The organism is Candidatus Didemnitutus sp. (genome assembly GCA_019634575.1).
Lineage (GTDB): Bacteria > Verrucomicrobiota > Verrucomicrobiia > Opitutales > Opitutaceae > Didemnitutus.
In genome coordinates this window covers 163,298-188,885 of the sequence record JAHCAY010000003.1, presented here as the reverse complement: position 1 = coordinate 188,885, position 25,588 = coordinate 163,298, and the positions used below count along the sequence as shown (strand labels likewise).

Below are 25,588 nucleotides of genomic sequence, written 5' to 3'. Positions count from 1 at the left end.
ATTTTCCCATGAAACCGTTCATTCACGACGACTTTCTCCTGCAGACCGCGACCGCGCGCGACCTTTACCACGCGTTCGCCAAGGATGAGCCGATCTTCGACTACCACTGCCACCTGTCGCAGAAGCTGATTGCCGACAACTACCAGTTCGCCGATCTCTCCGAGATCTGGCTCGGCGGCGATCACTACAAGTGGCGTGCGATGCGCACCAATGGCGTCGTCGAGCGTGTCTGCACCGGCGACGCGACACCGCGCGAGAAGTTCGACGCGTGGTGCGCCGCCGTGCCGCACACGCTCGGCAATCCGCTCTACCACTGGTCGCACCTCGAACTGAAGCGCTACTTCGGCATCGACGAGATCATCAACCCGAAGAGTGCCGACGCGATCTGGCAGGCCGCCAACGCCAAGCTCTCCGGCATGCGCGTGCACGACATTCTCGCGAACAACAAAGTCGCGGTGGTCTGCACGACCGATGATCCGGCCGATTCGCTCGCCGATCACGAGCGGATCAAAAAACTCGGCCTCAAGACGCGCGTCTATCCGACCTTCCGCCCCGACAAGGCGCTCGGCGTGAATGCACCGGCCGCCTACAACGCCTGGCTCGAACGCCTCGGCGGCGCCGCGGGCATGCCGGTGAAAACCTTCGACGACTTGCTCGCCGCGCTGAAGAAGCGGCACGACGATTTCCACGCCATCGGCGGCCGACTTTCCGACCACGGCATGGAGCAGGCGCTCGCTGAGCCCTGCACGCCCACCGAAGCGAAGGCCATTTTCGACGCCGCGCGCGCCGGTCGCGCCGCGACGCCGGAAGAGTGGGCGAAGTTCGGCTCGTTCCTCATGCTCGAGTTCGGCCGCTGGGACGCCGCCAAAGGCTGGACCAAGCAGCTGCACCTCGGCGCGCTGCGCAACAACAACACCCGGCTGCTCAAACAGCTCGGGCCCGACACCGGCTTCGACAGCATTGGCGATTTCCCGCAGGCGCGCGCGCTCAGCCGCTACCTCGACGCCCTCGACTCGACCGGCGAGCTCCCGCGCACGATCCTCTACAACCTCAACCCGGCCGACAACTACGCCTTCGCGACGATGATCGGCAACTTCCAGGACGGCTCCGTCGCCGGCAAGATGCAGTTCGGCTCCGGCTGGTGGTTCCTCGACCAGAAGGAGGCGATGGAGTGGCAGATGAATGCGCTGATGAACCTCGGTCTGCTCAGCCGCTTCGTCGGCATGCTCACGGACTCGCGCAGCTTCCTCAGCTACACGCGCCACGAGTATTTCCGCCGCGTGCTCTGCAATCTCCTCGGAACGATGATCGAGCACGGCGAGATCCCGGACGATCGCGAGCTCGTCGGCGGCATGGTGAAGAACATCTGCTTCGCCAACGCCCGCGACTATTTCCGCCTCGAACTCGATCCCGCGTTTCGCGCCTGAGCGCGTGACCGCGTCGGGTGGCGCGACGTCTTTTCCCCGAATGAAACTGCTGCGCTATGCCCTGGCGCTGGCGGCCCCTTTGCTGGCCGTCGCGCAAACTGCGAAACCGTTCCTCGTCGATGCCGAGCCGCGCACCGCGGCCCAGCTCGATGCGGAAATCAAGAAGGCCCTCGCCACCCCGATCCGCACGGTCGTGGACAAGCCGAAGCCGTCGCCGACGGGCGACGCGCACGACTACGTCAGCTACGCGCGCTATTACTGGCCCGATCCGTCGAAGCCCGACGGCCTGCCTTACGTGCAGCGCGACGGTCATCACAATCGCGAGCAGGTCGACGCCGGCGATCGCGGCCGGCTCGGCAAATTCTGCGACATCGTGCCCGTGCTCGCGCTCGGCTGGGCCAAGGATCGACGCGAGGATTGCGCGCGTCGCGCCGGCGAGTGGATCCGGGCGTGGCTGCTCGCCCCGGAGACGCGGATGAAGCCGGCGCTCGACTACGCGCAGGTGCGCCTCGGCCGCGATCACAACCGTGGCAGCAGTTCGGGCGTGCTCGACGGCCGCGGGTTGGCCTGGGTCGCCGATGCCTTGGCCGTGCTGCACGGCTCGCCGGCATTGACGGCGGTCGAGGAGCGCGCCGTGCGGGCTTGGTTCGAGGAATACTATCGCTGGCTCGAGACGGCGCCGACGGCCAAGAAGGAGCACGCCGCGACGAACAACCACGGCACGTGGTTCCTCGTGCAGGCGGCGGGCATTGCGCTCTATCTCGGCCGCGAAGACGACGCGCGCCGTTTTTGCGAGGAGGACAAGGCGCGCATCGCCGCGCAGATCAAGCCGGACGGCAGCCAACCCGACGAGCTGCGCCGCCAGGACGCGCTCGGCTACAGCCGGTTCAATCTCGACGCGCAGCTGCTCGTCGCCCGCATCGGTCAGCGCGTCGGCGTCGATCTCTGGAACTACGAGGCGCCCGGCAGCGGCAGTTTGAAAAAGGCCGTCGCCTATCTCGCGCCTTACAACGCCGATCCGACGAAGTGGCCGGGCCGTCAGCTGGAGAAACTTCCGCCGGGCTTCCTCGACGCGATCCTCGCGCAAGCGGCGGCATTCGAGAAACCCTAGCATCGTAGTCCGGTCGTCTGGTTCGTCGACGCGGGCTTGCGCACCGCGGGCAGGTGCGCAGGGTGAAGGCACCCTATGAAAAAACTCCTCTCCGCTCTCGTTCTCTGCGCGGCCTGTGCTTTCGGCTCGGCCGCTTTCGCGGCCGACTCCGCTCCGAAGACCGTCCTCCACGTCGTTACGGTGACTTGGAAGGCCGGCACGACGCCCGAGCAGATCAAGGCCGCTCTCGACGGCGCGCAGGCCATCCCGGCGGCCTATCCCGGCGTGTTGCAGGTGTGGACCAAGACGATCAAACAGCAGGGCGAGCGCACGCATGTGATCGCGATGGAGTTCAAGGACGAGGACGCGCTCAAGAACTACACCAAGAGCCCGGCCCAGCTGGAGTGGTATAAGGTCTATCTGCCCATCCGCGACCACAGCACGACGTTCGACGTGACGAACTGAGCGCGCGCACGTTTTTCCGATTTTTCCACGGGGCAGCCGGACACGGCTGCTCCGTTTTTTTCGCCGTCGTGCAATCTCCTGCGGCCGAGCGCGTGCGGTTAGCGCGTGTTGCTGGCAGAGATTAGTTCGCGGACGGTGCCCGACTCGTGCCCGGAGAGCTCCGCGCGCAGCTGTTCGCAGTGGGCGTGCACCTTCTGTTCGAACTTTTGGAAATTGAAGCTCGGATACAGGCCTTCGCGCAAAATCGTCCACTCCTCCGTCTCTGCGAGGGCCGGCATCGATTCGGGCAGCGGATCGCCGGAGGTGCCGACTTCGTTCAGCAGGCACAGATGACGCGACAGCGAAATGATCGCGACGAGCGGGCGGTCCTCGCTCGCCGTCGACGGGTGCTCGATCCAGCGCAGGACGTTCTTGAAGCGCCGCGAAAGGCCGAACTGCTCCGCGAATGCCGTGGCGAGCTGCGGCGTCGTTCCACCGAGGAAAAGCTTCTCGACCTCGCGCAGCGGCTGGCGGTGGATGCGGGCGTGTTCGAGCACGGCTTGAAACCCGGCGGGACGGAGGCGCGACAGCAGCATCAGGCCGAGGTCGTGCATCTGACCGGCGGTGCGGGCGGTGGCTTCGAGGCTGTAGAATTCGAGCTCCTTGCAGAGCAGCTGTGCGACGCGGGCGACAGCGCGCTGGAAGGTCCAGTAGCTCGCCCAACTCAGGGCCGGCTCCAGGCTGAAGGTGCGGCTGTCGATCACAACCAGCCGGCGCGCCTCTTCCTGCAGGCGCATTTCTCCGAGCTGGCCGATGGCGAGCCGGGCGTCCTCGATGCGGTTGAACTCCTCGGCCGAAGGATGCGCGCGGTTGGCGGCGACGAGCATCTGTGCAGTCAGGCCCGGATCGCGCGCGACGAGATCCATCAGCGGGTTGATGCACGAGGGATGGCCGTTCGCGACCATCTGGAAGTTGGCCGCCGCGGAATCGATCACCGGTGCGCCGGGGAGCGCGAGGGTTTCGCGGAGCAGCTGATCCCATTCCACGACCGGGCAGCGACCTTCACCCGGGGCGGCGAGCCAGGCCCGGCGCTCGCGTTCGAGGGCCGGGTTGCCGCGCGCCGGTTCCTCGGTGGCGATGAAATCGGGGCAGAGCCGCTGCGGGTCGAGCCAGTGGGCGATGAGTTCGGCGGCGAAATCGATCTGCGCGAGGTCCGCCGATACTGCGAGCCATTGTCCGGCGGAGGTGTGGTCAGTGAGCTGGTTCAGCACTTCCACGAGGCCCCACGCACCGGCGGCTTCGCCTTGTTCGCGGAGCGGTTGCACGGCGGCGGCGACCATGTGGTGGTCGCGCAACGCCGCGCCTTTCTCCGCCTCGGCGCGGGCGAGCGGCACGGCGTCGCGCAGCGCGGCCAGTTTTCCGGCCAATGCGGCGGGCGTGATGCCGACGAGGCGACAGAAGGCTTTCTCCTCCTCGAAGTGCGTGGCGCGCCAAGGCGTGGCGGCGGCTTTCTCGATCTCCTTGAAGATGTCGTCGTCGTGGTATGGTTTGATCAGGAAATTCTGCACGTGCAGCTCGATGGCGCGCTTCACGCTGTCGCGGTCCGGGTGTTCGGTGTAGATCACGACGGGCAGCGAACCGAGCAGGCGGTCGGCTTTGAGCTGGCGCACGAGGGCGAGTCCGCCGTCGCCCTTGAGCCGCAGCTCGGCAAAGACCAGGTCCACGCGGGCGTTGCGGCGCAGAAACGCGAGCGCTTCCGGGATGCTGTTCGCGGCCGCGAAGCGATGGCCTCCGCGGGCGAGAATGCCTTGCATGGCTTTTCTCGCCACGTCGTTTGGGTCGACCAGTAGGACGTTGGCCATCGGGACAGGAGGGAAACGCCGAGGCGCACCGCGGGCGTGTGCTTCGGAGATGCCGTCCCAATCGGCTCGCGGGGAGCGAAATTGAGGCGATTCGGCCCGCGCACCGTGGCCGCGCGGCATCTATGGTCCGAGGCAAGCGCTTGTGTGGATTATTGCCCTGTGGTCATCGCGCGGGAGGCGGACGCTGGCGAAAAGACGGGTCCGAATTTCAGTTCTTGCGCAGGCTCGGGAGATGGCCCAAGTTGCCGGCCGATTTTGCTCCGGTGCGGTAGCCAAGTGGTAAGGCCGAGCTCTGCAAAAGCTCTATTCGGCGGTTCGATTCCGCCCCGCACCTCCACTTTGGGACGTTGATCCCGAATGGTTTGGATGATTAACGAGGCTCAGACGCTGGCCGGCACGGCTTGCTTCACCCGGACCACGAAGAAGAATTTCGAGCCGACGTTCGGCGTGCTTTCCACCCAGATGGTGCCGCCCATGAGCTCGGTGAGGCGTTTGCAGATGATCAGGCCGAGCCCGGTGCCGCCGTAGCGTCGCGCCGTGCTGGCCTCGGCCTGGGCATAGGCTTTGAAGAGGCGGGCGGCTTGTTCGGCGGAGATGCCGATGCCGGTGTCGTGGATCGTGAAGCGGAGCAGCAAGGTGTCCGAAAGATCGTCGGGGGCGACGGCTTCGAGCTGGATGGTGACGCCGCCGCGTTTGGTGAATTTCACCGCGTTGCCGACGAGGTTGATCAGGATCTGGCGCAGGCGGTAGACGTCGCCGCTGACGACGGCGGGGACGTCGGGCGCGACGCGGGTGTCGAGGCTGAGCGAGGCGGCGGCTTTGGGGCGGAAGAACGCCACGACTTCCTCGATGCACGTGCGGGGCGAATACGGCTCGTTCTCCAGCTCGATCTTGCCGGCCTCGATCTTGGAGAAGTCGAGGATGTCGTTGATGAGAAAGAGCAGCGAGTCGCCGCTGTTGCGGATGAGCGTGACGTATTCGCGCTGTTCGGCGGTGAGGTTGGCGCCGTCGAGGAGATTGGCGAAGCCGATGACGCCGCTGATGGGATTGCGAATCTCGTGGCTGACGATGGCGAGGAACTCGCCCTTGGCGCGGTTGGCGGCTTCGGCGGCGTCCTTGGCGCGGAGCAAGGCGACCTCAGCCATCTTGCGGGCCGTGATGTCGTGCGCGACGGCCTGATATTCGAGGATGCGGTGGTCGTTGTCGTAGATCTCGCGGACGATCCACTGCAGCCAAGTGGTGCTGGCTGCGCCCTTGATCTCCTGCTCGTAGGTCTGGATGGCGGGGTCGCTGTTCCAGGGGATTTTGCTGCTCGTGGCCATGCCCGCGAAAGGCTGGCCGATCAACTCGCTGCGCTTGCGACCGTAGAAGCGGCAGTAGGCGCCATTGACGAAGGTGAGCGTGCCGTCGGGCTTGTAGCGGCAGATGAGGTCGAACTGATCCTCGACGATGCCGCGGTAGCTCGCCTCGACGCGCTGGAGCGAGCGCGCCATGCGCTCGATCTGCCGGGCGAGGCCGATGATTTCGTCATGGCCGACCTCATCATCCTTCGTCGGCTCTTCGATGGCGGTTTCGGGCTGGAGCGCCTTCGCCTGCGAACCGAGCGCCCGCAGGCGCGTGATCATCGTGCGGTCCCAGAGGTAGCCGCTCAACACGAGCAGCACGCAACCGATGATCGCGAGGGACAGGAGGTAGTAATTCGTCCCGAGTTTTTCTCGCAGGTCGTCTTGCAGGATGATCGCGGCGAGCGCCGAAATCAGGGCAATGACCAAGCCGAGTATCATCCATGACTTACGCTGCTGTTGCATGCGAGGGAGCCCGTTCAAGGTAGCGGGAACGGCGCGCCGGTGTCTAATTGTTTTTCTTGGTCGCCGGCGCGTCGGAGGATGAGGGGACGAGTTGCGCGAGCGGTGGCGAGGGTGATCGCAATAGTTCCGGCGCTGCGGAGCGGCTCGGTCATGGCCGGGCCGGGCGGGGGGGATCGGTCACGCCTTGCTCGTGGCGCGGTGGAGCACGGCCTTCAGGCTTTCGGGCGTGAACGGTTTTTGCAGGAAGTCGGTGAACTCGCGCACATCGCCGCGCGCGCGGGCTTCGTGTTCGCTGTAGCCGCTGACGAGGACGCACGGCAGCTCGGCACGGAGGCGGCGAAGCTCGCGCAGCGTTTGCAGGCCGTCCTTGCCGGGCATCGTGAGGTCGAGGAGCGCGGCGGTGAAGCGCGCTGGCTCCGCGGTGAAGGCGGCGATGGCTTCGTTGCCGTCGGCGGTGATGACGGGCGTGAAGCCGAGGCGGCTCAGCACTTCGGCGAAGAGCGGGCGGAGCGACTCGTCGTCGTCGGCGACGAGGACCACTCCGGTCGAGGCGCCGCGGCCGCGGGGAGCCGGCTCGGGTTGCGGCGCGGCGGAGGCGGTGGCGGGGAGATAGACGCGGAACGTGGAGCCTTGGCCGGGTGTGCTGTGGACCGTGAGCGCGCCGCGGTGGGAGCGCACGATGCCGAGGACGGCGGCGAGGCCGAGGCCGCGTCCGGTGAATTTCGTCGTGAAGAAGGGGTCGAAGATGCGCGCGCGCACCTCGGGTGGCATGCCGCAGCCGTTGTCGGACACTTCAAGGCAGGCGTAGATGCCGGCGGCGAGGTCGGGGGAGGGCAGGGCGTCGGCCAGTTCGCCGCGCACGAGTTCGGCGCGCGCGGTGGCGACGCGGATGCGTCCGCCCTTTTCGGCGATGGCCTCGGAGGCGTTCAGCACGAGGTTCATGATGACCTGCTGCAGTTGCGATGGATCGCCCTCGACGAGCGGGAGATCCTTCGCGAGCGCAAAGTCGAGCGCGGCCTGGCGCTGGGCGGAGAGCTCCAGCAGGTGCACGGTGTCGCGCGCGATGGAGTTGAGCGACAGCTGCTCGATGGTGAACGCGCCTTTGCCGGCGTAGGCGAGGAGCTGGCGGCAGAGATCGGCGGCGCGGTTGGAGGCGTGCTTGATCTTCTCGACGTGGCCGGCGGTCGCAGGCGAGGCGCGCTCGTCGAGGCCGACGAGGGAGGCGTTGCCGAGGATGACGGTGAGGAGGTTGTTGAAGTCGTGCGCGATGCCGCCGGCGAGGACGCCGAGGCTCTCGAGGCGTTGGGTTTCCTGCATCTTGCGCTGCAGGCTCTCGGCTTCCTGCTCGGCGAGTTTGCGGGGCGTGATGTCGGTGTGGGTGCCGGCGAGGCGGAGCGGCTCGTGTGTGCGCGGATCGCGGGCGACGACTTTGCCGCGGTCGAGGATCCATTTCCAACAGCCGTCCTTGGTGCGCAGGCGGAGCTCGAGGATGAAGTGATCCTGTCCGCGCCAGAATCCGGATTCGGAGGCGATGCAGCGCGCGCGATCGTCGGGGTGGATGAGCTCGGCGAAGCCCGAGTGGGTGGGTGGGACTTCGTCGGCGGTGTAGCCGAGCATGGAATACCAGCGCGGGCTGCGGAGAATTTCGCCGGTGCGCACATCCCAGTCCCAGAATCCGTCCTGGCTGCCTTCGAGCACGAGGGAGAGGCGTTCCTCGCTGAGGCGGAGCGCCTCGGCTTGGCGGGCGACTTGCAGGAGCATCCGGCGTTGCCAGGCGAAGGCGAACAGGATGAGCGCGAGCGAGAGGAGGAACGGGATCGCGTAGGGGCGCACGTCGCGCCAGCCGAGCGCGCGCGGGCGGAGCGGGCCGATCCAGTGTTCGTAGAGGCGATCGTAATGTTCGTGGCGCTGGGCGGCGAGGAGACCTTCGTTGAGCTCGGCGAGGAGTTCGGGGTTGGCGGGCGAGACGCCGAAGTGCTCGCGATAGTCGAGGTCGGGGAATTCGAGCTTCGAGCGCACGATGTTGGTGAGGCCGCGGCGCCGCATGATGTCGGCGGCGACGAGGTCGGTGGAGAAGACGGCGTCGGCGCGGCCTTGGTCGAGCGCGGTGATGCAGTCGAGGAGCGAGGGTTCGAATACGAACTCGATCCGCCACGGGCTGCGTTTCAGGAAGTCGTGCGCGCGTGACTCGCGGGGCACGGCGATGCGGAGGCCGTTGATGTCGCTGTAGTCGTAGAGCGGCGCGTGGTCCTTGCGCAGGAAGAGCGCGCCTTGGAGCGTGGCCGTGGTGCTGCTGAAGGCGATGAAGTCGCGGCGCTCGGGGGTGTCGACGATGTTGCAGATGATGTCGATTTCGCCGCGGCGGAATTTCGGGAACATCTCGCTCCAGGGCAGGGGGACGAACTCGATCTCGAGCCCGCGCTCCGCGGCGACGGCGCGGAGCAACTCGACCGAGAAGCCGGCGGCCCGGCCTTGCTCGTCGGCGAGCGTGAAGGGTGCGGCGTTGAGCTCGACGCCGGCGCGCCAGCGGCGTTTGGCGGGCGGGGCGGGTTCGTCGGCCCACGTCAACCCCAGCACGCCGGCGCACAAAAGGCACCACGCGACGAACCAGACGCGGCGGAGGGGCAGACGGGGCATCAGAGGGTTCCTACCTACATCGGACAGGAACCGGCTCGCCCGACCGGCTCAAGTCTCTTTCCGGCAACTATTCCGCCGCCTCATCGGGCGAAGAACGGATTGTATCGGCGTTCCTGATTGAGCGTGGTCAGCGGGCCGTGGCCGCACGCGAGCACGGTGTCGGCGGGCAGGCGGAAAATTTTTTCCCGATCGTTGCGCAGCTGATCGGCGTAGTGGTCGCGGCTGCCGCCGGCGGAGGCGGCGAAGAGCGAGTCGCCGACGACTGCGAGCGGCCACGAAAGGCCGGTGACGTAGAATGTCGTCTGGCCCGGCGAGTGGCCCCAGGTGAACAGCGTCTTCACGGCGAGCTCGCCGAGGTGGAAATGGGCATTCTCGGCGAAGGTGCGCGCGCCGGGGAAGTCGACTGGCTCGCGGTCGCTCGACCAGATCTCGGCGGCGGGCGCGGCGGCGGCGAGTTGGGGCAACGCGGCGATGTGGTCCTCGTGCGTGTGCGTGAGGAAAATGTAGCGGAGGTTGAGCTTCTCGCTGGCGAGGGTGTCGATCATCGCGCCGGCGTCGGCGCCGGTGTCGAAGGCGGCGGCGAGGCGGGTGCGCGTGTCCCACACGAGGTAGCTGTTCACGGTCATGTCCTCGTGCGTCGTGTTGAACATCGCGAAGCCGCGCGGGAAGAGCGGTTGTTGCGGATACCATTCCTTGCGGGCGAGGGTGAGGAGCGCGGCGCCGTTGAGCTGGAGTGCGCGGGCGACGGCGCGGAGCGGGTGGTCGCGAATTTCGCCTTTCTTGAGCGCGGCGAACTCGCTGGCGGTGATGCCGGCTTTGGCGACGAGCTCGGCGTCGGAGAGCTGGAGACCGCGTTGGGCCTTGCCCAGCACGTCGGTGAAATTGTCCTCGAGGGGAATGCGCGGCATGGAGGCACGTTCGCGGTGGTGGCGCGGCGGCGCAAGCGGACATTGGCGCGGGGGGAGAGTGAGAGCTGCGTCCGGAGAGCGGTGTGGTTTGCAACGGGGTGCGTGCGGTCCGGGCGTCGCGGGGAGATTGGCTAGGGGGCTCACCCTATTCCGGGGATTGACGCTGTGGGGCCGAGCCCCATCGTGGGCGCCATGAGCCCCAAGTCCCTCCTGTTCGCCGCGTTGGTTTTCCCGGTCGCGTTGCTGGCGGCCGATCAGCCGAAGGTGACGGCGTTCGAGCGGTCGCAAGGCTGGCGTCTGCTCGATGCGAGCGACTGGCATGGCTATCGCGCCAACAAGCTTCCGGCCAACTGGCAGGCGCGCGACGGCTCGTTCTTCGGTGCGGCGGGCGCGGCGTTGGTGACGAACGATGCGTTCGCGGATTTCGAGCTGACGTTCGACTGGAAGATCGCCGAAGGCGGCAATGGCGCGGTGTATTTCCGGGTGTTCGAGGACGAGTCGGCGCCGGAGAAATCCGGGCCGGTGATGCAGCTGGCCGGGCACGGCGATGTGCTCGGGGGCAACGGCCTGAGCGCGCCCGATCGCAAGGTTTCCCCGCAATTCGACGTGTGGTATCGCTGCAAGATCGTGGTGTTCGGCAACTCGGTCGAATACTGGGTCAACGGCGAGAAAGTGATGGGCTACATGCTCGACACGCCCGACTGGCGCAAGGCGATCGCGGCGAGCGCGAACCCGTCCGTGGCGAAGTTCGTCAGCGAGCGCAGCGGCCGCGTGGCGGTCGTCGGCGAAGGCATCGAGCTGCGGAACGTAAAGGTGCGGGCGATCTGAAGCCGGGAAAGTGGATGGGGCGTGACCTGTTCCGCTCGCGCTTGAGCGATATGGAGAGTTCATGCGCTGGGCCGATGCGCACGCGCCTCAGCCTCCGCGTCCAGAAAGCTAAACAGGCGGCGCCTTTGGGGCCGCCGCCTGTTGGACACACACTAAACAAACCTGATTCTTACTTCGGCGCAGCGATGCTGATATTTAGCTTTTCCAGCGTCACGCCGAGCTGTCGGTCGTATTCGGCGACGGCGCGGCGGTAATCGGCTTCGGCGCGGAGTTCGCTGACTTCCGTGCTGGCAACGATTTCCTGCTCCTGGGAGACGAAGAACGTGCTGCTGCTGCCGGCGCGCAGGCGCTTTTGTTCGTCTTCGAGGACCTGTTGGGCGAGCTCGCGGGCCTGCCGGGCGGCGGCGACGCGCTGGCGGGTGGTCTCGATGTTCGCGGCGGCGTTGCCGACGGCGACGACGATGCTTTGCTCGATCGAGTCGAGGTCGATCTCGGCTTGGCGGCGGGCGAATTTCGCCTGGCGGTAGCGGCCGCGCTCGGCGGCGAAGGTGAACGGGATCGTGACCTGCACGCCGTAGCTGAACGAGCGGTAGTCCTCGTTGCGGACGAGGCGCTGGGCGGTCTCGCGGCTGGCGTCGAGGCCATTGTAGCCGTAGCTGCCGACGAGGTCGACGCGGGGCAGGAGCTGGTTGCGCTGGTATTTGTAGGTGATGTCGGAGCGCTTGAGGTTCAGCTTAGCCTGCTGGTAGTCGGGGCGCTTCTTGAGGGCTTCCTGGAAATCGAGCGCGGGATTCACGAGGGCGACGGGCAGCGTGGTGAGCGGCTCGATCTCGATTTTCCAATCGAGGAGCTTCGTGCTGCGTTCGTCGGAGATGAGGGCTTTGAGGGCGTTCTCGGCTTCGCGGACGCCGCGTTGGGCGGAGAGGATGTTCTCCTCGCGCATGGCGACGCGGGCGCGGGCGGAGGTGACGTCGTATTCGGACATCGCGCCGACCTTGAAGCGTTTTTGGTTCTCCTCGAGGAGCATCGCGGCGACTTCGCGGAAGCGCAGGGCGGTGCGGAGGTTCGATTGCGCGAAGCTCAGCTCGTAGTAGGCGAAGGTGACGCGGGTGATCGTGTCGATGACCGACTGGCGAAATTGCCATTCGGAAATATCGCGGCCGGCCATCGCGATGCGGATCTGGGCGGTGGTGGTGCCGAAGCCGAAGCCGCGCAGCAGCGGCTGGCGCGCCGAGACGCCGGCGAAGGTGTCGAAGGCGTCGGCGTAGCCGTTGAACGTGCCGCGGGCGTTGGTCTGCGTGGCGCCGAGCGAGTAGGTGAGGCCCCACGGCAGCGTGCCGCCGACGTTGAGTTCGTAGCTGTCGGTCTTGTCGGTGGTGAAGTTGCGCAGGCCGGTGGAGGAGTTGAAGGTCTGCAGCGGGTTCTCGTTTTCCGCGTAGGTGTATTTGCCCGTGAGTTGGGGATCGAAGATGCCGAGCTGCTCGAGCACGCGCGCGCGGGCGACGGAGACGTCGAGCGCGTCGGATTGGATCGTGTAGTTCTTCGCCACGGCGCGGCGGATGGCGTCGTCGAGCGTCAGTTTCTCCCGGATCGGGGCCGGAGACGGCTCAGGAGTGGCGACGTCTTGGGCCGACGCGGCGGCAAGCGAACCGAGGGCGAAAGAGAGGGCGATGAGGCGCCGGAGCGAAGGCATGAGAGGGGCGGTAATGACGCTGCTTTTGCAACCGGCATGCCAGCGCCGGAGGCTGTTGCAAGTTGCTAGAAATCAACGTTTCAGTGCGGTTGATTGAGTCGATTCGGCGAGGCCGTCTTTCGCGGGCGGGATTGGGCTTTCCCGAAAGTGGGAACGGAAAACCGCCGTCGGCCGGGAGCCGAGCGGCGGTTGTAAGCTGTGCGGCGACAGGCGAGCCGCGGCGCGGAACGGTCAATCCCAGCCGATTTGGCGGCCTTTGTTCTGCTCCTCGAGCCACTGCAGGAGCGGGGCGTAGTATTCCACCATCGCGCGGGTCGAGAGTTCCTCGCCGGTGGCGTCCTTGAGCACCTTGCGCCAATCTTCCGTCTGGCCCTTGGCCATGATCGTGCGGAGGAAGTCGCCGACCTGCTTGTTGCCGGCGTAATTGCAGGACTGCGGAGGCTGATGAAGGATGTGTTTGGCGATGTAGTCGTGGAGCTGGAACTTGAAGACCTGCGCGATGGCGTAGCTGTAGTAGTAGGCGGGCGTGTCGTTGATGTGAGTCTTCGTCGCGGCGTCGCACCACTCCTCGCCGCGCTCGGTCGGAGGCTCGACGCCCTGGAAGTCGCGGACGTATTGCCACCAACGTTTGTTCCACTCCGACTCGGGCAGGTTGCGCGCGTAGATGTCGGCTTCCCAGTGCGTCATGACGCCGGAGGCCCAGAAGATGAACGGCACGCCGGGGGAGAGGGCGTTGTTGAGGAGGAAGGCGTTTTCGTCGGCCTTGAAGTCAGCCGGCAGCACGCCGAGCGATTTCAGGTAGGGCACCTGCGAGGCGGCGAGGGCGGTCAGTTCGCCGAAGCCTTCATGGAAGGCCGGGTTCGCGCCGTTGCGGAGCAGCGCCGGAACCTCGGGGCGCGTGTAGGCCATGAAATAGTAGATGTGCCCGAACTCGTGGTGATTGGTCGTGAACCACCACGGATTGGCCTCGATGCTCTGGAGCGAGCGGAGGTCGTTCTCGAGGTCGACGTGCCAGGCGGAGGCGTGGGTGTTCTTCTTGCGCGCGCTGCCGGCGGCGACGGGGTAGAGGTCGGACTTTTTCCAGAAGCTCTCAGGCAGCTTTGGGAAACCGAGGCCGACGTAGAATTGCTCGGAGGATTTCGCGACCCACTCGGGCGTGCGGTCCTTGAAATACGGCTCGAGGTTCGCGGCCTCGACCATGCCGTCCCATTCCTGCGCCCAGCGGTTGTTGATCCAGTGCGCCGGGATGCGCTTCGGCACGGGTTGGTGATACTTCTCGGCGAGCTTGTATTTCACCCATGTGTGCAACTGGAGGTAGAGCGGGCGCAGCACGCGCATGAAATCTTCGTTCAGCTTCACCATCTCGTCGGTCGACATGCCGTAGCCGGCGACCTGGAGCGCGAAGTAGTCGTTGAAGCCGAGCTCGCGGGCGACGCCGTTACGCAGGTCGCGGAGCTTGACGAGGCCGGGCTTCAACGCCTGGCCGGATTCCTTCGAGGCTTCCCAGACGGCCTGGCGCTCGGCGAGGTCGGTGCTGCTTTGGAGGAGGTTGTCGATTTCGTTCACCGAGATCGGTTTTCCGTGCAGCTTGAATTCGAAGCCGTTCAACGTGGACGCCTGCGCCGTCTCGGCGGCGATGCGCGCGCGCGTGAGATCGGGATTCGTCATCGGGCCTTCGGCGGAGAGCAGGAGTAGGCGCTCGAGCTGGCGCACGGTGAGTTCGTCGAGGTCCTTGCGCGCGAGCAGGAGCGCGCGGGTTTCCTTGATCAGGGCGGGATTGCCCATGAACGCGGCGCGCGCCTTGCCGGCCACTTCCGAAGCGGCGTCATGCACCGGCGAGACGTCGGTCGAGGCGTCCCACTGCGCGTTGCTTTCGACGGTGTAGAGCGCCTGATAGGACGCGTTGACGAGCGCGAGGAAACGGTCGGCACGTTCCTGCGTCGCGTTGGTGTCGGCGCGGGCGATCGGCGCGGAGGCGAAAAGCGCGGCCAGACTGAGCACGAGGTATGAGCGAAGCATGGCGGCAACGTAGCGCGGGTGGCGGACGGCACAAATCGATTCCAACGCGGAGCGCCCGCCGTGGACGCCGTGTCGCGGCGGCGGCGCGGCACGGTTTCCGGAATGGGAATCCGCCCTGGTTGGGCGGCGGGCCGGTGTGGCGAGTTTTTCGTGGCCACGGCCGCCCGCCGACGCCAAGAAAACTCCCATGCGGATCTACTTCATGGGCGTGTGCGGCACGGCGATGGGCAACGCGGCGCTGCTCGCGCGCGCCAACGGCCATCAGGTGCTGGGTGCCGATGCGGGCATCTACCCGCCGATGAGCGCGGTGCTCGCCGAGGCCGGCATCGAGTTGCATGAAGGCTACGATGCTGCGCGACTCGAGCGACTGAAACCCGATCTGGTGGTCGTCGGCAATGCGATGAGCCGCGGCAACGTGGAGGTCGAGTGGCTGCTCGATACGCGTGCGATACCGTTCACGTCGCTGCCGGCGCTGCTCGCGGAATTCGTCCTGAAGGGGCGGAAGAACATCGTCATCGCCGGCACGCATGGGAAAACCACCACCACAGCCATCGCCGCGTTTCTCCTGCGCGAGAACGGTCGCGATCCGGGTTTCCTGATCGGCGGCGTGCCGCAGGATCCCCCGATGGGCAGCCACCTCGGTAGCGCGGCGGATCCGTTCGTGATTGAGGGCGACGAATACGACAGCGCGTTCTTCGACAAGCGCTCGAAGTTCATCCACTACGCGCCGCACATCGCGGTGATGAACAATCTCGAATTCGATCACGCCGATATTTTCGACGACCTCAGCGACGTGAAGCGCACGTTCTTCCACCTCTCGCGCATCGTGCCGCGCAACGGCTGGATCGTCGTCAACGGCGACGATGCCAACCTCGCCGCGCTCGGCAATTTTCCGTGGACGCGAATCGTGCGCGTTGGCCTCGGCGAGAATTGCGACGTGCGGCTGACGAACTTCACGGAGACGGCGGAAGGCGCGAGCTTCACGTTGAGCTGGAAGAGCGCGAAGTGGGCCGACGTGCGTTGGACGCAGCCCGGCCTCTACAACGCGCGCAACGCCGCGATGGCCGCCGTGGCCGCGCAACTGAGTCTCGCGGCTGTCCCGCCCGGCGAACTACTGCCGGAGAACATTACGTATTACGTAACGAAGGCCGCGGCGCTCGATCTGGCTCCGCTCGCGCGCTATCGCGGCGTGAAGCGCCGGCAGCAGCTGTTGCTCGATACGCCGGCGCTGAAGGTGATCGAGGATTTCGGCCACCATCCGACCGCGGTGGGCGAGGCGCTGACGAGTTTTCGGGCGCGTTTTCCTGGGCACGCGATCCACGCGGCATTCGAGCCGCGCAGCAACACGTCGCGTCGACGCGTGATGCTGGATGCGTTCAAGGATGCGTTGGTGCGCGCCGACCACGTCTACCTCGGGCCTGTCGCGCGAGCGCACCTCCTGAAACCGGAGGAACGCTTCGATCACGACGCGCTCATCGCGCATCTGGCCGCGCACGGCGTGCGCGGCTACACGGCACCGACCAATGCCGAATTGCTCGACAAACTCGCCGCTGCGACGCGCGCGCAGGCGGCGAAACCTCAGTTGGTGGTGTTTTTCACCAACGGCTCGTTCGACGGCATCATCACTGGTTTCGTGAAGCAGGCCCGCGGGTAGGGTGCGCCGCGCGATGAGCACTATCTGGAAGCGCGCCTTGCTGAAGCGGTAGGCAGCAACCTTGGTCGCGCCTGAGGGAGCAATGGTCGCGTGCCAGCACGCAGCCTACGGTGAAAAAGCGACTATCGGACTGCTTTTAGTTTCGGGGCTGCGCGAGGAGCTGGCTGATGCGCTTCTCGAGGGCATCATAGGCGCGTTCGTTGAGTTCGCCTTGGTGGCGGAAGCGTTCGAGTTGGCGCTGGTATCGCGCCTCCGCAACAGGGGTGCGCGTGGTGTTGGCGTCGCTTTCGATGAGGCGGAGAATATTCGCTTTGTCGTTTTTCACTCGGGCGGCGAGGTCATCGGCCTGTAATTGGAGTCCCTCGATGAGCACGTCGCGCACGGTGCGACCGTGGAGGCGCAAACAAAGCGGGTTGGTCGTGGCTTCGGGGTTTGCCTTGGTCCAGCCATGGGTCGTGTCGCGGATACGCACCACGGCGACGGAGAACTCGTCCGCGAGAGGGGCGGGCATCTTTTCGATCGTATGATCGAGCCAGCCTTGGAGCTCGTTGGCGTTGCGGCCGTCGATTTTCCAGTCGAGCGGATCGCGCGGCGTGCAGCCGGCGAGGAGGAGAACCGCGAGAAGGGAGATGAGCCTATCGCACCGCACGACTGCGTTGCGCAAGGGAGTTCAGCACCTCGCGTTTGAATTGCTCGGGCGTGAAATGCTCGCTCCCGATTTGGATGGTGCCGTCCGTCCCGACTGGACGCATCGAATTGGGCCAAGCGAGTGGTCCTTCGACGGAATACGTGATCACGACAGGCCCGCGCGCGCCCCAGTGCTCGGCCCACGATCGCGGGAGTGGCACAGGTCGGCCCAATTCGGGTGTGAACGGTGAACCGGCGGTGTGCAGCCAGATCTCGCGAGCGACGAAGTTCGGCACGCCGCCTTGTGCCGGAACTGGATCGGCGAGCACGATGATGGGGGATCGCTCGATGTAGGCGCGAATGGTCTCCGGCGGCCGTTTGTCGCAGCCGACAAAGGCGAGGCAGACAATCGTCGCGACAAGAGCGGCCCTACGCATGCTTTACTGCGCCTGCTTCGCGACTTTGTAGACGACGGGCTCCTCGCCCTTGGCGACGGCGAGGAGGTCGTAGTCGTGGAACGAATTGATCGTGACGTCCACGAACGTGCCGACGGGCAGGCTCTTCGGGACGTAGACGCGGCCGTCGATGTCGGGGGCGTCGGCTTCGCCGCGGGCGACGCCGGGCTCTTCGACGAGCACGCGGAGTTTGCGGCCGACGTAGCTCTTGGAAACTTCGCGGGCGATCTCCTTTTGGAGCGCCATGACTTTGTGCCAGCGGGCTTCCTTCACCTTCGGCGGGAGCTGCTCGGCCATTTTCGCGGCGCGCGTGCCTTCCTCCTGCGAGTAACGGAAGACGCCGAGGCGCTCGAACTTGGTCTCGCGGATGAATTGGCAGAGTTCGTCGACGTCGGCGTCGGTTTCGCCGGGGAAGCCGACGATGAACGTCGTGCGCACGGCGATGCCGGGGATGCCGGCGCGGATGCGGCGGATGAGATCGCGGATGTAGTCGCCGCTCGTCTCGCGCTGCATCAGGCCGAGCATGTGGTCGCTGATGTGTTGGAGCGGAATGTCGATGTAGCGCGCGACTTTCGGGCACTCGGCGATGGTCTTGATGAGCTCGTCGGACCAATGCGCGGGGTGCGTGTAGAGCAGCCGAATCCAGAAGTCGCCCTCGATGGCGTTGAGTTCGCGCAGGAGAGTGGTGAGTGCGGTGCCGCGCGAGGAGTCGACCGGCGTGCGCGGATTCGGGCGCTGTTCCCACGTGTCCATGCCGAAGAAAGTCGTGTCCTGGGAGATCAGGTTGATCTCCTTCACGCCTTCCTTGACGAGCTGGCGCACCTCGGCGACGACGCTCGCGACGGTGCGGCTGCGGTGGCGGCCGCGGATTTGCGGGATGATGCAGAAGGTGCAGGGGTGGTTGCAGCCCTCGGCGATCTTGACGTAGGCAAAATGTTTCGGCGTGAGCCGGAAGCGCGGCGTGTCGTAGTCGGGAATCCACGTCGACTTGCCGGCGACGTAGTCGGCGGGGAGGTCCTTCTTGCCGCGTTCCTTCGCGTAGATCTCCTCGATGATCGGCGCGACCTTGGTGACTTGATCGAGGCCGATGAAGGCGTCGACTTCGTGGAGTTCGCCCTTCAGGTCCTTCGAGAAGCGCTGCGACATGCAGCCGGCGACGATCAGTTTCTGTTCCTTGCGGCGTTTGCGCATGCCGCGTTGCTGGTTCACCTCGAGGATGTGGCCGATGGATTCCTCTTTGGACGAGTCGATGAACGAGCAGGTGTTGACGATCACGACATCGGCCTGCTCCGCCTCGGGGATGACCTGCATGCCGGCCTGGTGCAGGTGGCCGACCATGATCTCGCTATCGACGAGGTTCTTCGCGCAACCGAGGGAGATGAGGCTGACTTTGATCGACATAAATGAAATGCGCCCGCGGCTGCGGGCGCGAAAGGGTGGGCGTTGTGCGCCGGGTTACTTCTTCTTAGCCTTCGCCTTGTTGGCGGCGTTCTTGCGCTTCATGTAAGCGACGCGGCGTTTCTTTTTGATGACCTTGTTGTATTGTTTGCCCATGGTGTTGAGTGATGAGTGAGCGGGGATTTGTCCGGATTGCGCGGCGCGAGTCAAGCCCGGCGGCGGCTCAGTAGCGGCGGAGCGTCGGGTCGACCTGCCGGGCCCAGGCGTCGATGCCGCCGGCGACGTTGGTGACGTTCTCCCAGCCCGAGGCGCGCAGAAACTGCGTCACGCGCGCGCTGCGGCCGCCGTGGTGACAGAGGATCAGCACCTGGCGATCCTGCGGGATTTCAGCCGCGCGCGCCGGGATCTCGCGAATCGAGATGTGCTTGCTGCCAGGGAGATGGACGGCGGCGACCTCGTTGGGTTCACGAACGTCGACCAGCAGCGTGCCGCCGGCAAACAGCCGGGCGGCGGTGGCGACATCGGTTTCGAGCGGAAACGACATGGGGCGGCGAAACTGCGTGATCGTGCGGCAAAAGCAAATCCAGTTCGCCGTTGACGGAGCCGCATGGCGCGGAATCTTGGGACAATCCTATGCCCGCCCGTTACGTCGTGATCATGGCCGGTGGCCGCGGTGAGCGCTTCTGGCCCGCCAGCCGACACTCCACTCCGAAACACTTGCTGCCCATCGTCGGCGAGACCCCGATGCTCACCCAGACGGTCGATCGCGTGCTCGGGGTCGCACCGAAGGAAAACATCTTCGTCATCACCACGCAGGCGCAGCTGGACGGCGTGCGCGCGGCGTGCCCGCAGTTGCCCGCGGAGAACCTCGTCGCCGAGCCGATGGGCCGCGACACCGCCGCCGCGACCGGGCTCGCGGCGCTGCTGGTGAAGCAGCGCGACCCGCAGGCGGCGTTTGCGATGTTGCCGGCGGACCACGTCATTCACGATGTGCGCGAATACCAGGCTTTGCTCAATATCGCCTTCGCGGCGGCGGAGAGCGCCGACGTGCTCGTGACGCTCGGGATCAAGCCGACCGAGCCCGCGACGGGCTTCGGCTACATCGAACAGGCGGGCCCGTGGAAGAGCGTGGTTGGGCGCGATGTCATGGCGGTGAAACGCTTCGTCGAGAAACCCGACCTCGCGACCGCGCAGGGCTACGTTTCGTCGGGACGGTATTTCTGGAACGCCGGCATGTTCGTCTGGCGCGTGCCGGTCGTCGAAGCGGGATTAAAGGCTCACGCGCCGGAGTTGCACGCCGGCCTTGCCGTGATGGAGCAGGCGGCGGCGAAGGGCGGCTGGGCAGCAGCACTCGCGGCTGGATATCCGAGCCTGAAGAAGATTTCCGTCGACTACGCACTGATGGAAAAATCGACCAATGTCGTCGTCGTGCCCGCGACGTTCGATTGGGACGACGTCGGCGCCTGGCCGGCCGTGGCGAATCATTTTCCGAAGGACGCCGCCGGCAACGTGCTGCGCGGGCTCGCGGTCGTCGAAGACGGCTCGGGTAACATCGTCGTGTCGCGCGACGGTCATCTCACCGCGGTCGTCGGGGCGAGTGAGTTGATCGTTGTCAGCACCGGCGATGCGACGCTGGTTTGCCCGAAGGACAAGGCGCAGGAGATCAAGGCGCTCCTCAAGCGACTCGAGGCTGACGCCGAGAAGAAGAAGTTCCTCTGAGCTGAAACCACGAATGAACACCAATGGACACGAATACAGGGCTGTGGCGTGGGCTGGATCGATAATTCGTGTTCATTCGTGTCCATTCGTGGTTGGGCTCTGATCTCATGCGTTGCCTCGGCATCGATTACGGCGCGAAGCGGATCGGACTCGCCCACGGCGACGAGATTGGCGTCGCGACGCCGTTGCCGGCGGTGATCGAGCCGGCGGGCGACGCGCGCTGGGCCAAGCTCGGCGCGGCGATCAAGGCGCGACGCATCACGGACCTCGTGGTTGGATATCCTTACAACATGGACGGCTCGATCGGCTTCAAGGCGAAGGAAGTGGACGCTTTCGTCGCCGAGCTGAAGGCGCGCTTCGCGCTGCCGGTCCACCTCGTGGACGAGACGCTGACCAGTTACGCGGCTGAGTCGTCGATCAAGAAAAAGGATCGGCGCGGCGTGCGCGACAGCGGGTTGATCGACTCGCGCGCGGCGGCGATCATTTTGCAGGACTTTCTCGATCAGAAGAACCCGCCGCTCGCGCCGCCGGTCTGAGCGGGCGCGGAGGTTTTAGCGGAGGAATTCGAGTCCGGGCACATCGCTCAGCTCGGCCAGGGTCTCGACGACGCGGTCGTGGTGGCGGCGCAGTTTCGCGGCCGAGTGATGGCCGGCGGCGACGAGCACGGAATCGACGCCGAGTTCGCGAGCGACTTCGCCATCGTGGACGGTGTCGCCAATCAGCACGACTTCGGATGCCGGAACGCCGAGGCGCGCGAGCTGGCGGCGCCCGAGCTCGAGTTTGCTGTGCGCATAGATGTTATCGAGGCCGGCCAACTCGCGAAAGTGGGCGGTGAGCTCGAAGTGCGCGATGATCTCGCAGAGCGTCTCGTGGCGGTAGGCGGAGAGCACTGATTGCGTGCGTCCGGCGCGCTGGATTGCGGCGAGCGTCGGGCGCGTGCTGGAGTGGAGCGCGCACTCGAGGCGCCGCGCGTCGTAGCCGGTGATGAATTCGACACTGAGCCGCTCGAAGCTGTCCTTCGCGGCATCGAAACCGAGCCGCGAGTAGTAGAGTTGCACCGGGAAATCGAAGACGTCGTGGTAGCGCGTGCGGTCGAGCAGCGGCAGGCCGCGCGCCTGCAGCAGGGTGTTCATCACGCCGATGCTGTAGTCGCAATCGTCGAGCAACGTGCCGTTCCAGTCCCAGATGATGTGCCGGTAGCTTTTCGCCATGAATGGGGCGGGAGGCTTGCGGCGCGTGGTTCGGCCCGCAAGCTTGGTCGCGATGTCTTCGCCCGCTGCAACTCCGTTCCGCTGGAAGTGCGTCGTCGCCTACGATGGCGGCGCGTTCGACGGCTGGCAGAGTCAGGAGAGCGGCAACACGATCCAGGACGTGCTGGAGCGGCGGCTCGCGGCGATTTTCAAGACGGAGCTGCGCCTGCACGGCAGCGGTCGCACCGATGCGGGCGTGCACGCGCTGGGGCAGGTTTTTCATTTCGACGCGGCCTGGCCGCACGGTGCGGAGAAGTTGCGGCTCGCGCTGCAGGCGACGCTGCCGAAGAGCATCCACATCGTGAGCGCGCGGAAGGTGCCGGCGAGTTTTCATGCGCGTTTCTCGGCCAAGGGGAAGGTTTACCGCTATCACGTTTTCCTGGGCGAAGCGGACCCGTTCACGACGAATTACCGCTGGTCGTTCGAGCGTCCATTGGATTTTGCCGCGATGGAACGGGCGGCGAAGGTGTTGCGCGGGAAGCAGGATTTCTGGGCGTTTTCGGGAGAGAACGATCGCACCTACGAGACGACCGTCCGCGACCTGCGGCGGCTGGAGATCCGGCGTCGCGGACGCGAGCTGACGTTCACGTTCGAGGCCGACGGGTTTCTCTACAAGATGGTGCGCAGCCTCACGGGAGCGCTGATCAATGTCGGCATCGGCAAACTTACGCCGGAAGACATCGCCGAATTGATTCGCACGCGGCGTCGCATCCCGACGGTCGTGACGGCGCCGCCGCAGGGCTTGTTTTTGGTGAAGGTGAAATACGTAACGCGCGCGTGAACTCGTCCCTGCATCTGGTCTGGCGTGGCGCGCGTGACGTGATTTTTCCGCCGACTTGCGTGGCTTGCCAGGGTCTCGTGGAGGCGGACGACGGACATGGGTTGCGGCATGTGTGTGCGAAGTGCACGCAGCAGCTGCACTTGGTCGCACCGCCGCATTGCACGACGTGCGGGCATCCCTTTTTCGGCGAGGCGGAGGTGAATCGCCTGTGCGAGCACTGCGAGGCGCTCGTGCCGGATTTCGGCGAGGGTAAGACGGCGATTCTCCTGAAAGGCCCGGGACGCGCGATCGTGCATGCGTTGAAATACCACCAAGGCCTGCATGTGCTCGAGGACATCGCCGCGCTGATGCGACGTGCGCCGGGTTATGCGGATTTCGTGCGCGGACGGACGCTCGTGCCCGTGCCGTTGCATCCGCGAAAACTTCGGGAGCGCGGCTACAACCAGAGCCGTTTGCTCGCCGAATGCGCGCTGCAAGCGGTTGATGGCGAAGCGCAGATTGACGAATTGCTGGTGCGCGTGGTGGACACGGTTTCGCAGACGCACTTCGACCGCGCGACGCGCCAGCAGAACCTGAAAAATGCCTTTGCCTTGGCCCCCGGCGCAGTCATAACCCCCGGCCATCATTACCTTCTCATCGATGACGTTTTCACCACGGGTTCCACGCTCAACGCCTGCGCCGCAGTCTTGCGGGATGCAGGTGCGTTGAACCTCGACGTCGTCACGTTCGGTCACGGCTGATTTCCGCCCATGGCTCATTTCTCGAAACCCAAACTGGCCACGCCCAAGAAGAAGAAGAACATCCCGGAGGGCTTGTGGACGAAGTGTCCGATCTCCGGCGAAATCATCTTCAACAAGGAACTCGAGGCGAACCTGATGGTGGTGCCGAAGAGCGGTTACCATTTTCCGATCGGTTCGCGGGCGCGCATCGCCGGACTGGTGGACGAGGGCACTTTCCACGAGTTCGACGCCGGGGTGAAGTCGGCCGATCCGCTGAAGTTCGTCGACTCCGCCGCCTATCCGGACCGGATCAAGAAATACGAAAAGGAGAGCGGCTTGCCTGAGGCGGTGATCTGCGGCACGGCCAAGATCCACAGCATCCCTGTGTCGCTCGCGGTGATGGATTTCCGTTTCTGCGGCGGCGCGATGGGCGCGGCCGTCGGCGAGAAGATCACCCGCGCGATCGAGCGCGCCGTGAAGCAGAAGTGCCCGTGCATCATCGTCAGCTCGTCGGGCGGCGCGCGCATGCAGGAAGGCATCTACTCTCTCATGCAAATGGCGAAGACCAGCGCGGCGCTGGGGCGCCTCGCCGAGGCGAAACTGCCGTTTATCTCGGTGCTCACACATCCGACCACCGGTGGCGTCACGGCGAGCTTCGCGACTTTGGGTGACCTGATCATCGCGGAACCGGGCGCGCTCATCGGCTTCGCTGGCGCACGCGTGATCAAGGAGACTACGAAGCAGACACTGCCTCCGGGTTTCCAGACCGCGGAATTCCTCCTCAAACACGGCCTCGTCGACCAGATCGTGTCGCGCACCGAGATGCGCGATCGGCTGCGCGACATTCTTCAGGCGCTCTTCCTGAAAAAGAAGACGCGCGCCAGCGCTGCGGCGAAGGCGCCCGAGGTCGCGGTCGCCGCGACCTGATTCTCGGGGCCGCCCGCGATGCCGTCGCAGTCCATGCGCTTCGCCGACTACACGGCGGCCACGGAATACCTATACGCGCTGAAAAGCGCCGGCGTGAAGTTCGGCGTGGATCGCATGCGCGGCTTGGCCGAGGCATTGGGCCATCCGGAGCGGCGCTACCCGGTCGTGCATATCGCGGGCACCAACGGCAAGGGCTCGGTCTCGGCGATGGTGGAATCGATCCTGCGCGGCGCGGGCTACAAGACCGGCCTCTACACGTCGCCGCATCTGGTGAAACTCGGCGAACGCGTGCAGGTGAACCGCCGTATTCTCACCGAGGACGAGATTGTCCGCTATGCCAGCGAGCTCGTGCCCGTTGCCGAGCGGCTCGGCGCCGCGAGTCCGGACGATTATCCGAGTTTCTTCGAGTTCATGACCGCGATGGCATTCCTCCAGTTCGCGCGGGCTCGGGTGGACGCCGCCGTCATCGAGGTGGGACTCGGCGGCCGATTGGATGCGACCAACGTGGTCGAACCAGAGGTGACGGTGATTACGTCCATCGGCTTCGACCACATGGAACAGCTGGGCGACTCGCTCGTGAAGATCGCGGCCGAAAAGGCGGGTATCGTGAAGGCGGGCCGGCCGCTCGTGCTCGGGCGTTTGCCGGAGCCGGCCGAAGCCGTCATCCGCGCGATCGCGCGCGAACGCGGTGCGCCGGTGGCGTCGGTGCGCGAGGTGTTCGATGAGGACATCGCGCGCTATCCGCGGACGAATCTGGAGGGCGATTACCAGCGCTGGAATGCGGCGACCGCCACGCTCGTGGCTCGGGCGCTGAGGGCGAATTTGCCGCGCATCGACGAGACGGCGATCGCGCGCGGTCTCGATCACGTCTCGTGGACCGGACGCTGGGAGCGCACCACGATCGGAGGGCGCACGCTCATCCTCGACGCCTCGCATAATCCGGAAGGCGCGGCGGTGCTGGATGCGAATTTGACGCGGTTGGTGGCGGAAACCGGGCGCCGTCCCATCGTCGTCACCGGAGCGCTCGGCGAATTTCGCGCGCGCGCCTTGTTGGAGGTGATTTCGCGCCACGCAAAGGAAGTATACTTGATCCCGCCGCACCAAACCCGGGCTTGCAGCTACGAGGAGCTTGAGCGGTTTGCCGGCGACATGCTCGCGGGGCGGCTCCGGCGCGCAACAGTGGAATCCGTTTTCCCGGATGCGGATAGCTGCGTATTGGGTGGGACGGACGACGTGATCGTCGTGACGGGATCCATCTATTTACTGGGCGAAGTGCTGACGCGCATCCGACCGGATCACGGGGCGGGCGAGGGGCGATTGCAGGATTTCTGACCCTGTGCGG

22 protein-coding genes and 1 tRNA gene are annotated in these 25,588 nt (G+C 65.7%); 12 read left to right on the top strand and 11 right to left on the bottom strand.

What is annotated here, in order from left to right; translation table 11 throughout:
* Positions 1-8: 8 nt before the first annotated feature.
* The 3 genes from uxaC (at position 9) to KF715_19315 (ending at position 2,982) form a co-directional block, all read left to right on the top strand.
* A complete protein-coding gene (gene uxaC / locus KF715_19325) occupies positions 9-1,427 on the top strand; it encodes a glucuronate isomerase (protein MBX3738853.1) in 1,419 nt (472 codons plus the stop codon).
* Positions 1,428-1,467: 40 nt separating this feature from the next.
* Positions 1,468-2,538, top strand: a complete 1,071-nt coding sequence (locus KF715_19320; protein ID MBX3738852.1) for an alginate lyase family protein — start codon at positions 1,468-1,470, stop codon at positions 2,536-2,538.
* A gap of 75 nt (positions 2,539-2,613) precedes the next feature.
* A complete protein-coding gene (locus KF715_19315; GenBank protein MBX3738851.1) occupies positions 2,614-2,982 on the top strand; it encodes a Dabb family protein in 369 nt (122 codons plus the stop codon).
* 98 nt (positions 2,983-3,080) lie between these two features.
* Here KF715_19315 and KF715_19310 read toward each other — a convergent pair whose 3' ends face one another.
* Positions 3,081-4,823 (bottom strand): HDOD domain-containing protein, encoded by a 1,743-nt coding sequence (locus KF715_19310; protein ID MBX3738850.1) that lies wholly within the window; start codon positions 4,821-4,823, stop codon positions 3,081-3,083.
* Positions 4,824-5,085: 262 nt separating this feature from the next.
* Between KF715_19310 and KF715_19305 the strand changes: the two genes are divergently transcribed.
* Positions 5,086-5,160, top strand: a tRNA-Cys gene (locus tag KF715_19305).
* Positions 5,161-5,203: 43 nt separating this feature from the next.
* Here KF715_19305 and KF715_19300 read toward each other — a convergent pair.
* The 3 genes from KF715_19300 to KF715_19290 all read right to left on the bottom strand — a co-directional run bounded on the left by KF715_19300 (position 5,204) and on the right by KF715_19290 (position 10,176).
* Positions 5,204-6,631, bottom strand: coding sequence for a PAS domain S-box protein (locus tag KF715_19300; protein ID MBX3738849.1), 1,428 nt, complete (start codon positions 6,629-6,631; stop codon positions 5,204-5,206).
* 177 nt (positions 6,632-6,808) lie between these two features.
* Positions 6,809-9,268 (bottom strand): transporter substrate-binding domain-containing protein, encoded by a 2,460-nt coding sequence (locus tag KF715_19295; GenBank protein MBX3738848.1) that lies wholly within the window; start codon positions 9,266-9,268, stop codon positions 6,809-6,811.
* An 80-nt stretch (positions 9,269-9,348) separates the two neighbouring features.
* The gene (locus KF715_19290; protein MBX3738847.1) at positions 9,349-10,176 is read right to left on the bottom strand and encodes an MBL fold metallo-hydrolase; all 828 of its coding nucleotides are present in this window, start codon (positions 10,174-10,176) and stop codon (positions 9,349-9,351) included.
* A gap of 192 nt (positions 10,177-10,368) precedes the next feature.
* Between KF715_19290 and KF715_19285 the strand changes: the two genes are divergently transcribed.
* Positions 10,369-11,004, top strand: a complete 636-nt coding sequence (locus KF715_19285) for a DUF1080 domain-containing protein (protein MBX3738846.1) — start codon at positions 10,369-10,371, stop codon at positions 11,002-11,004.
* 169 nt (positions 11,005-11,173) lie between these two features.
* Here the strand turns inward: KF715_19285 and KF715_19280 are convergent, their stop codons facing one another.
* Positions 11,174-12,697: a TolC family protein gene (locus KF715_19280; GenBank protein MBX3738845.1), complete on the bottom strand. Its 1,524-nt coding sequence runs from the start codon at positions 12,695-12,697 to the stop codon at positions 11,174-11,176.
* 231 nt (positions 12,698-12,928) lie between these two features.
* Positions 12,929-14,716: a M2 family metallopeptidase gene (locus KF715_19275; protein ID MBX3738844.1), complete on the bottom strand. Its 1,788-nt coding sequence runs from the start codon at positions 14,714-14,716 to the stop codon at positions 12,929-12,931.
* Positions 14,717-14,903: 187 nt separating this feature from the next.
* Between KF715_19275 and KF715_19270 the strand changes: the two genes are divergently transcribed.
* Positions 14,904-16,370 (top strand): Mur ligase, encoded by a 1,467-nt coding sequence (locus KF715_19270; protein ID MBX3738843.1) that lies wholly within the window; start codon positions 14,904-14,906, stop codon positions 16,368-16,370.
* 136 nt (positions 16,371-16,506) lie between these two features.
* On the opposite strand, the gene KF715_19265 is transcribed toward KF715_19270, so the two are convergent.
* The 4 genes from KF715_19265 to KF715_19250 form a co-directional block, all read right to left on the bottom strand.
* Entirely contained in the window at positions 16,507-17,034 is a 528-nt protein-coding gene (locus tag KF715_19265; protein MBX3738842.1) for a hypothetical protein, read from the bottom strand.
* On the bottom strand, positions 17,006-17,434 hold the full coding sequence (locus KF715_19260) for a hypothetical protein (protein ID MBX3738841.1): 429 nt from the start codon (positions 17,432-17,434) through the stop codon (positions 17,006-17,008). Before KF715_19260 ends, KF715_19265 begins: the two co-directional genes overlap by 29 nt.
* Positions 17,435-17,437: 3 nt before the next feature.
* A complete protein-coding gene (rimO, locus tag KF715_19255) occupies positions 17,438-18,853 on the bottom strand; it encodes a 30S ribosomal protein S12 methylthiotransferase RimO (protein MBX3738840.1) in 1,416 nt (471 codons plus the stop codon).
* Positions 18,854-19,073: 220 nt separating this feature from the next.
* On the bottom strand, positions 19,074-19,394 hold the full coding sequence (locus tag KF715_19250) for a sulfurtransferase (GenBank protein ID MBX3738839.1): 321 nt from the start codon (positions 19,392-19,394) through the stop codon (positions 19,074-19,076).
* 89 nt (positions 19,395-19,483) lie between these two features.
* Here KF715_19250 and KF715_19245 point away from each other — a divergent pair, with 89 nt between their 5' ends.
* A complete protein-coding gene (locus KF715_19245) occupies positions 19,484-20,569 on the top strand; it encodes a mannose-1-phosphate guanylyltransferase (protein ID MBX3738838.1) in 1,086 nt (361 codons plus the stop codon).
* Positions 20,570-20,676: 107 nt separating this feature from the next.
* Entirely contained in the window at positions 20,677-21,105 is a 429-nt protein-coding gene (ruvX, locus tag KF715_19240; protein ID MBX3738837.1) for a Holliday junction resolvase RuvX, read from the top strand.
* 15 nt (positions 21,106-21,120) lie between these two features.
* On the opposite strand, the gene KF715_19235 is transcribed toward ruvX, so the two are convergent.
* Positions 21,121-21,780 carry an HAD family hydrolase gene (locus KF715_19235; protein MBX3738836.1) on the bottom strand — a complete coding sequence of 220 codons (660 nt, stop codon included), beginning with the start codon at positions 21,778-21,780 and terminating at the stop codon, positions 21,121-21,123.
* 52 nt (positions 21,781-21,832) lie between these two features.
* Here KF715_19235 and truA point away from each other — a divergent pair, with 52 nt between their 5' ends.
* From truA to KF715_19215, 4 genes are read left to right on the top strand one after another with little or no spacing between them, the layout of a single operon-like run.
* Positions 21,833-22,600, top strand: coding sequence for a tRNA pseudouridine(38-40) synthase TruA (truA, locus tag KF715_19230; GenBank protein MBX3738835.1), 768 nt, complete (start codon positions 21,833-21,835; stop codon positions 22,598-22,600).
* A complete protein-coding gene (locus KF715_19225) occupies positions 22,597-23,340 on the top strand; it encodes a ComF family protein (GenBank protein ID MBX3738834.1) in 744 nt (247 codons plus the stop codon). The genes truA and KF715_19225 overlap by 4 nt, the downstream gene beginning before the upstream one ends.
* A gap of 9 nt (positions 23,341-23,349) precedes the next feature.
* A complete protein-coding gene (accD, locus tag KF715_19220) occupies positions 23,350-24,246 on the top strand; it encodes an acetyl-CoA carboxylase, carboxyltransferase subunit beta (protein MBX3738833.1) in 897 nt (298 codons plus the stop codon).
* 18 nt (positions 24,247-24,264) lie between these two features.
* Complete coding sequence (locus tag KF715_19215) at positions 24,265-25,578, top strand: bifunctional folylpolyglutamate synthase/dihydrofolate synthase (protein MBX3738832.1); 1,314 nt, start codon at positions 24,265-24,267, stop codon at positions 25,576-25,578.
* Positions 25,579-25,588: the final 10 nt, after the last annotated feature.